The following is a 6,190-nucleotide window of genomic DNA, read 5'->3' as shown; positions in this document are numbered from 1 at the left end:
CCAGAGGGCGGCGATGAGCCGGGATTGCTTACGCGCCCCATCCGCCTGGCCCCGGACGACCCGGAGCAACTCACAACATACAGGATTGCTTCGCTACGCTCGCAATGACGAGGAACAGCCTCGCGGCCCCCTCACGCCGGCTCGGCCGCCATCGCCTTCGGGCTATAGGTCCCGTCGGTATTCGGCTGCATCGTGACGACCTCGTCATGCATCTGGCGCAGCGTCGAGCGATGGCCGATCGAGACGACCTTCGTATTCGGCAGCGTGCGGTCGATCACGTCGTAGATCTCGCCTTCCAGCTTCTCGTCGAGCGAGGCTGTGGCCTCGTCGAGGAAGAGCCAGTCCGGCCTGGCGAGCAGCGCCCGCGCCACGGCCAGCCGCTGCTGCTCGCCGCCCGAGAGGCGCTGGCCCCAGAGATCGACCTCGTCGAGCTTGTCGGCGAGATGGGCGAGCTTCACCTTGGCCATCGCCTCCTTCACCTCGGCATCGGAATAGGCGTCTTCCGTCGCCGGATAGGCGAGGGCGGCGCGCAAGGTACCCTGCGGCAGGTAGGGGCGCTGCGGCAGCAGCATGATATGGGCCCCCTCCGGCACCTCGACCTTGCCTGCGCCGAAGGGCCAGATGCCGGCGATGGCTCGGAACAGGGTCGACTTGCCTGAGCCCGAGGGGCCGATCAGCAGGGTCGAGCGCGCATCGCCCAGGCTGAGATTGTCGACGCGCACGATCGGCCGTCCATCGGGTAGCGCGAGCGTCGCGCCGGTGACGTCGAGCCGCGCGCCGGGAACTAGCGTGTGGTGGATGTCCCGGTCGCCGATTGGCAAGGCTTGAGCCTGCACGATTGCCGCTTCAAATGTGGTGAGACGATCGATTGAGGCAAGATAAGACGCTAGTGATTGATAGCGGTCGATGATGAATGATAGCGCAGTTTGAACTCGATCAAAGGCCCCTGCCACCTGCATCATGATTCCAAGTGTAATTGTGCCCGCAAAATAATATGGCGCAAGTACGATATATGGAAGAACAACGCTGATCTGGTTATAAGAGGACGTAAAACTTCCAAGTTTCAGCCGTGCCCAAACGATACGATAGAAATTGATAACGATGTCGCCAAAGCGGTGTGCGAGGTGTACCCGCTCGGTCGGTTCCCCAACCATCAACGCAATCTGTTCCGAATACTCGCGCAAGCGAGCCAGTGAAAATCGGAACGTAGCCTCACGTTTCTCTTGTTCGAACTCGAGGGCGATGAGCGGTCGGCCGATTAGGTGTGTGAGCCATGTCGCAACTACAGCATAGATCGTGACAATCCAGAAAAGATAGCCGGGGGCAGGTATGCTTGTGCCCGGAAACGTGAAGCTGACTGGAATATTCCAAAGAATGATTGAAAAGGAGACGAGAGTTGAGACTTGGGTGAGAAGTGGGAGTGTGTAATTATATGTCGAGTTGACGAATGCGCGCGTATCTTCCGCAATGCGCTGATCAGGGTTGTCTACCGATCCGGCCAGTGCAATTCGATAATGTTCTCCACGCCCGAGCCAGCGTTGTGTGTAGTCGAGCGTCATCCAACGACGCCACCTAATGAGAACGGTGTAGTTTGCGAAGGTCTCAATTAAGTTCGAGATAACGGAAATCGCCGCCCAAAAGCAGAAGACATAAAATAGCTGATACCAAAAGGAGGCCGCATCCTTATTTTGAAGGGCGTCGTACATATCGCGGTTGAAGAAACTCAATCTTAACGAAATGCCAACCTGCGTTTGGTTGAGGACAATTAGAAAAGTGAGGAGCATCACGCCAAGCACGCCCTGGCGAATGCTGAACGTGCCGATTGGCCATAGCTTAGCAGTGGTGATGTCGCTCGACTGGAAATAGGGGGAGGCCAAGCGCGCAATGCGTTCGATTACAGGCAGGAATGAGATCGCGTAGATCAGGATGCCAAAGACACCAACTGTAGTGGCAAGGCTGGTCGGCGGAGTTGCAGCCTGCAAAGCAGTTGGCCAAGCCCCGATGTGTGCGAGCAGCGAGCCTGCGCCGAAGACGACATACTCCGCACCGAAAATGCCAGAGAAGATCATAAGAAAAAATGGCAACGCCGGCGATCGGAAGGTCACCACAGCCAGCAATAGACCGACGATACCCATGCCAATCACGCCGGCGCTATCACCTTGTTGCCCCATGACAAGAGCAATGAGCGCTAGCGCCGCGATGGCGAAACTAAGAGGACGCATTGGCGGAATTCCTACGGGATATGATCTTTGAGGCGGGCGCTCCGAGATTCGGACCATGTCCCACAGGATGGGGCCATTCAATGGCGATGCGCCCAGATGAGCAAATTGTCATCTGCCGCTCATGAAAAAGGCCCGGCTTGCGCCGGGCCTCCATAGACTTCGCAGGGTGCGAAGGACTTCTGGATCAGAAGTCCATGCCGCCCATGCCGCCGCCGCCCATCGGGGGCATCGGGGAGTCCTTCTTCGGCAGCTCGGCGATCATCGCCTCGGTGGTGATCAGCAGGCCGGCGACCGAAGCCGCGTCCTGGATCGCCGTGCGCACGACCTTGGTCGGGTCGATGATGCCGGCCTTGACCAGATCGCCGTACTCGCCGGTCTGGGCGTTGTAGCCGTAGGCGTAGTCCTTCGACTCGAGCAGCTTGCCGACCACGACCGAGCCGTCATCGCCGGCGTTGTCGACGATCTGGCGAGCCGGGGCCGTGATGGCGCGGCGGACGATCTCGACGCCGGTCTTCTGGTCGTCGTTCTGGGTCTTGATCGACTTGACGGTCGACAGCGCGCGCAGGAGCGCAACGCCACCGCCCGGCAGGATGCCTTCTTCCACCGCAGCGCGGGTGGCGTTCAGGGCATCGTCGACGCGGTCCTTCTTCTCCTTGACCTCGACCTCGGTCGCGCCGCCGACGCGGATGACCGCGACGCCGCCGGCGAGCTTGGCCAGACGCTCCTGGAGCTTCTCACGGTCGTAGTCCGAGGTGGTCTCCTCGATCTGCGCCTTGATCTGCGAGACGCGGCCCTCGATGTCCTTCTTCTTGCCGGCGCCGTCGATGATCGTGGTGTTCTCCTTCTCGATGCGCACCTTCTTGGCGCGGCCGAGCATGTTGAGCGTCACGGTCTCGAGCTTGATGCCGAGATCTTCCGAGATCATCTGGCCGGCGGTCAGGATCGAGATGTCCTCGAGCATGGCCTTGCGGCGGTCACCGAAGCCCGGAGCCTTGACGGCCGCGACCTTCAGGCCGCCACGGAGCTTGTTGACGACGAGCGTGGCGAGAGCCTCGCCCTCGACGTCCTCGGCGATGATCAGGAGCGGCTTGCCGGTCTGGACGACGGCCTCGAGGATCGGCAGCATCGCCTGGAGCGACGACAGCTTCTTCTCGAAGACGAGGATGTAGGGATCCTCGAGCTCAGCGACCATCTTCTCGGCATTGGTGATGAAGTACGGCGAGAGGTAGCCGCGGTCGAACTGCATGCCCTCGACGACATCGAGCTCGGTCTCAGCGGTCTTGGCTTCCTCGACCGTGATGACGCCCTCGTTGCCGACCTTCTGCATGGCGGTCGAGATCATCTTGCCGACCGACTCGTCGCCATTGGCCGAGATCGTGCCGACCTGCGCGACTTCGCTGTTCGAGGTGACCTTCTTCGAGTTCTTCTTGAGGTCGGCGACGATGGCCTCGACGGCGAGGTCGATGCCGCGCTTCAGGTCCATCGGGTTCATGCCGGCGGCGACCGACTTCAGGCCTTCGCGCATGATCGCGGCGGCGAGAACGGTGGCAGTGGTGGTGCCGTCACCGGCAGCGTCGTTCTGCTTCGAGGCCACTTCGCGCACCATCTGGGCGCCCATGTTCTCGAACTTGTCGCCGAGCTCGATCTCCTTGGCGACGGTGACGCCGTCCTTGGTGATGCGCGGAGCGCCGAACGACTTCTCGATCACGACGTTGCGGCCCTTGGGGCCGAGCGTGACCTTCACGGCGTTGTTCAGGATTTCGACGCCGCGCAGCATGCGGTCGCGCGCGTCGGTGGAGAACTTGACGTCTTTAGCAGCCATGGAAGCTACTCCTTACTGAAAATGGAAAGGGACGAGATGGGGGCGGCGATCAGCCGATCACGCCCATGATGTCGGATTCCTTCATGATCAGGAGATCCTGGCCATCGATCTTGACCTCGGTGCCGGACCACTTGCCGAACAGCACGCGATCGCCGGCCTTGACGTCGAGCTTGATCAGCTTGCCGTCTTCGTCACGGTTGCCGGGGCCGACGGCCACGATCTCGCCCTCCTGGGGCTTTTCCTTGGCGGTGTCGGGGATGATGATGCCACCCTTGGTCTTCTCCTCGCCATCAAGGCGGCGGACCACGACGCGGTCATGCAGCGGACGGAACTTCATGGTTCTGTCTTCCTCTCGGTCTAATTGAAGCTGGCGGTCAGGGCGGAAACCCCGCGACCGGCATCTGTTAGCAGTCTCATAACCTGAGTGCTAACGGATGCGGCGGAGATAGGCGCGCGCCCTTGACGAGTCAAGGAATCATCGCGCCGGAAAGTGAATCGCTGTCGCACCCTGCAAGCCATTGCTGCGGCGCGGGCCGCGGCGCAGTATTCTTAGCCTATGACAGCGCCGTCCCACGACCCCAGGCTCGACGATATCGCCCGCTCCTGCGTGGCCCTGCATGTGCGGATGACGGCGCGCGCGGTCACCCGCGCCTATGACGAGGCGATGCGCCCGAGCGGCCTCAAGATCACGCAATTCGTGCTGCTCTCGGCGCTCAGCACCGGCGTGTTCAAGTCGGTCACCGAGCTCGCCGACCGTTTCGCGCTGGAGCGGACCTCGCTGACCCGCAACCTGCAGCTGCTCGCGGCCGAGGCGCTGATCGAGCCGGTCGACTGCAAGGGCAGGGCGCTGGTCTACGCGGTGACCGACAAGGGCCGCGCCGCGATCGAAGCGGCGATCCCCTATTGGCAGGCGGCGCAGGAGCGCATCGAGGGCGGCCTCGGCCGCGAGCGCTGGAGCGAGACCCGGGACGGCCTCAAGGCGCTGCGCCGGGTGGCGCGTGGGGCGGGTTGAGCGGCCGGCTCCATCCTCCGCGTCATCACCGAAGGTGGCGGTGCTTGACGGGCGCAGTTTCAGATCCTTATCGTGTATCTACACAATACGAGGAGCCGCGGCATGTCGCGCAATGTCGGTGTCGTGTCGCGCGATGTGCTTCTGGCCGAGGACGGTCTGTCCTTCCTGCGCGGGATCATCGAGGGCCGCCATCCCGGCCCGCCCTTCGCCGATGCCATGGATTTCGATCTCGCGGAGGCCGATGAGGGCCGCGTCGTCTTCGTCGGCAAGCCCTCGGCCCGTTTCTTCAACCCGCTCGGCACGATCCATGGCGGCTGGACCGCGACCATCCTCGATTCCGCCATGGCCTGCGCCGCCCACAGCACGCTGAGGGCCGGCGAGGGCTACACCACGCTCGAGATGAAGCTGAACTATGTCCGGCCGGTCATGCCGGACAGCGAGATCGTGCGCTGCGAGGGCCGGCTGATCCACCGTGGCGGCAGCATCATCACGAGCGAGGGCAAGCTCGTCGACGCGCGCGGCAAGCTGTTGGCGCATGGTACCGAGACCTGCATGGTGCTGCGAGGCGAAGCCCGTCGCTGAAGCCATCGACGGAACGTTCCCGCGCGCGTCCCGTTCTATAGGCTTGCACGGGAGCCAGCACATGACGGCGACCACCCGCTTCCATGATTTGCTCCGCGCCGTGGGACCGGCGCCCGATCATGCCGACAGGATGGGTCTCTATGCCCCGCTGATCGGCGACTGGACGATGGATGCCGTGATCCACGCCGATGACGGTACGCGTCACGAAGGCAAGGGCGAGATCCATTTCGGCTGGGTGCTCGCCGGCCGCGCGATCCAGGATATCTGGATCCTCCCCGGCTTCTTCCACGGCACGACGTTGCGGGTCTACGATCCCGGCCAAGATGCCTGGCACATCATCTGGAGCGATCCGCTGAAGCAATATTACACGCGCCAGCTCGGCCGCGCCGACGGCCAGGACATCCTCCAGCTCGGCAAGCTCGACGACGGCACCGCGACCCGCTGGCGTTTCACCGAGATCACGCAGGACTCCTTCCGCTGGCTCGGCGAGGTCTCGCCGGATGGCGCGACCTGGCGGCTCCAGGCCGATTTCCGCGCCCGCCGCGCCTGACC

General features: G+C 62.7%; 6 protein-coding genes. 3 read left to right on the top strand and 3 right to left on the bottom strand.

Annotated features, from left to right (window positions below; all coding sequences use genetic code 11):
* Positions 1–131: 131 nt before the first annotated feature.
* The 3 genes from EV560_RS21100 to groES form a co-directional block, all read right to left on the bottom strand.
* A complete protein-coding gene (locus tag EV560_RS21100) occupies positions 132–2,222 on the bottom strand; it encodes an ABC transporter ATP-binding protein/permease (RefSeq protein ID WP_131857759.1) in 2,091 nt (696 codons plus the stop codon).
* A 184-nt stretch (positions 2,223–2,406) separates the two neighbouring features.
* The gene (gene groL / locus EV560_RS21095; protein ID WP_131857758.1) at positions 2,407–4,044 is read right to left on the bottom strand and encodes a chaperonin GroEL; all 1,638 of its coding nucleotides are present in this window, start codon (positions 4,042–4,044) and stop codon (positions 2,407–2,409) included.
* Between the two features lie 49 nt (positions 4,045–4,093).
* Positions 4,094–4,381: a co-chaperone GroES gene (gene groES / locus EV560_RS21090; RefSeq protein ID WP_131857757.1), complete on the bottom strand. Its 288-nt coding sequence runs from the start codon at positions 4,379–4,381 to the stop codon at positions 4,094–4,096.
* Between the two features lie 219 nt (positions 4,382–4,600).
* Here groES and EV560_RS21085 point away from each other — a divergent pair, with 219 nt between their 5' ends.
* The 3 genes from EV560_RS21085 to EV560_RS21075 all read left to right on the top strand — a co-directional run bounded on the left by EV560_RS21085 (position 4,601) and on the right by EV560_RS21075 (position 6,188).
* On the top strand, positions 4,601–5,056 hold the full coding sequence (locus EV560_RS21085; RefSeq protein ID WP_207908076.1) for a MarR family winged helix-turn-helix transcriptional regulator: 456 nt from the start codon (positions 4,601–4,603) through the stop codon (positions 5,054–5,056).
* Positions 5,057–5,158: 102 nt separating this feature from the next.
* Positions 5,159–5,638, top strand: coding sequence for a PaaI family thioesterase (locus EV560_RS21080; RefSeq protein ID WP_131857756.1), 480 nt, complete (start codon positions 5,159–5,161; stop codon positions 5,636–5,638).
* Positions 5,639–5,699: 61 nt separating this feature from the next.
* Complete coding sequence (locus tag EV560_RS21075; protein WP_131857755.1) at positions 5,700–6,188, top strand: hypothetical protein; 489 nt, start codon at positions 5,700–5,702, stop codon at positions 6,186–6,188.
* Positions 6,189–6,190 lie beyond the last annotated feature (2 nt).

The sequence above is a fragment of the Allobosea sp. BK604 genome, assembly GCF_004341515.1.
Taxonomy (GTDB): domain Bacteria; phylum Pseudomonadota; class Alphaproteobacteria; order Rhizobiales; family Beijerinckiaceae; genus Allobosea.
This window is presented reverse-complemented; position numbering and strand designations above follow the sequence as displayed.

Coding starts and splice junctions, on each gene's coding strand:
- EV560_RS21100 (WP_131857759.1), bottom strand. CDS start 2,222: ATGCGTCCTCTTAGTTTCGCCATCGCGGCGCTAGCGCTCATTGCTCTT.
- groL (WP_131857758.1), bottom strand. CDS start 4,044: ATGGCTGCTAAAGACGTCAAGTTCTCCACCGACGCGCGCGACCGCATG.
- groES (WP_131857757.1), bottom strand. CDS start 4,381: ATGAAGTTCCGTCCGCTGCATGACCGCGTCGTGGTCCGCCGCCTTGAT.
- EV560_RS21085 (WP_207908076.1), top strand. CDS start 4,601: ATGACAGCGCCGTCCCACGACCCCAGGCTCGACGATATCGCCCGCTCC.
- EV560_RS21080 (WP_131857756.1), top strand. CDS start 5,159: ATGTCGCGCAATGTCGGTGTCGTGTCGCGCGATGTGCTTCTGGCCGAG.
- EV560_RS21075 (WP_131857755.1), top strand. CDS start 5,700: ATGACGGCGACCACCCGCTTCCATGATTTGCTCCGCGCCGTGGGACCG.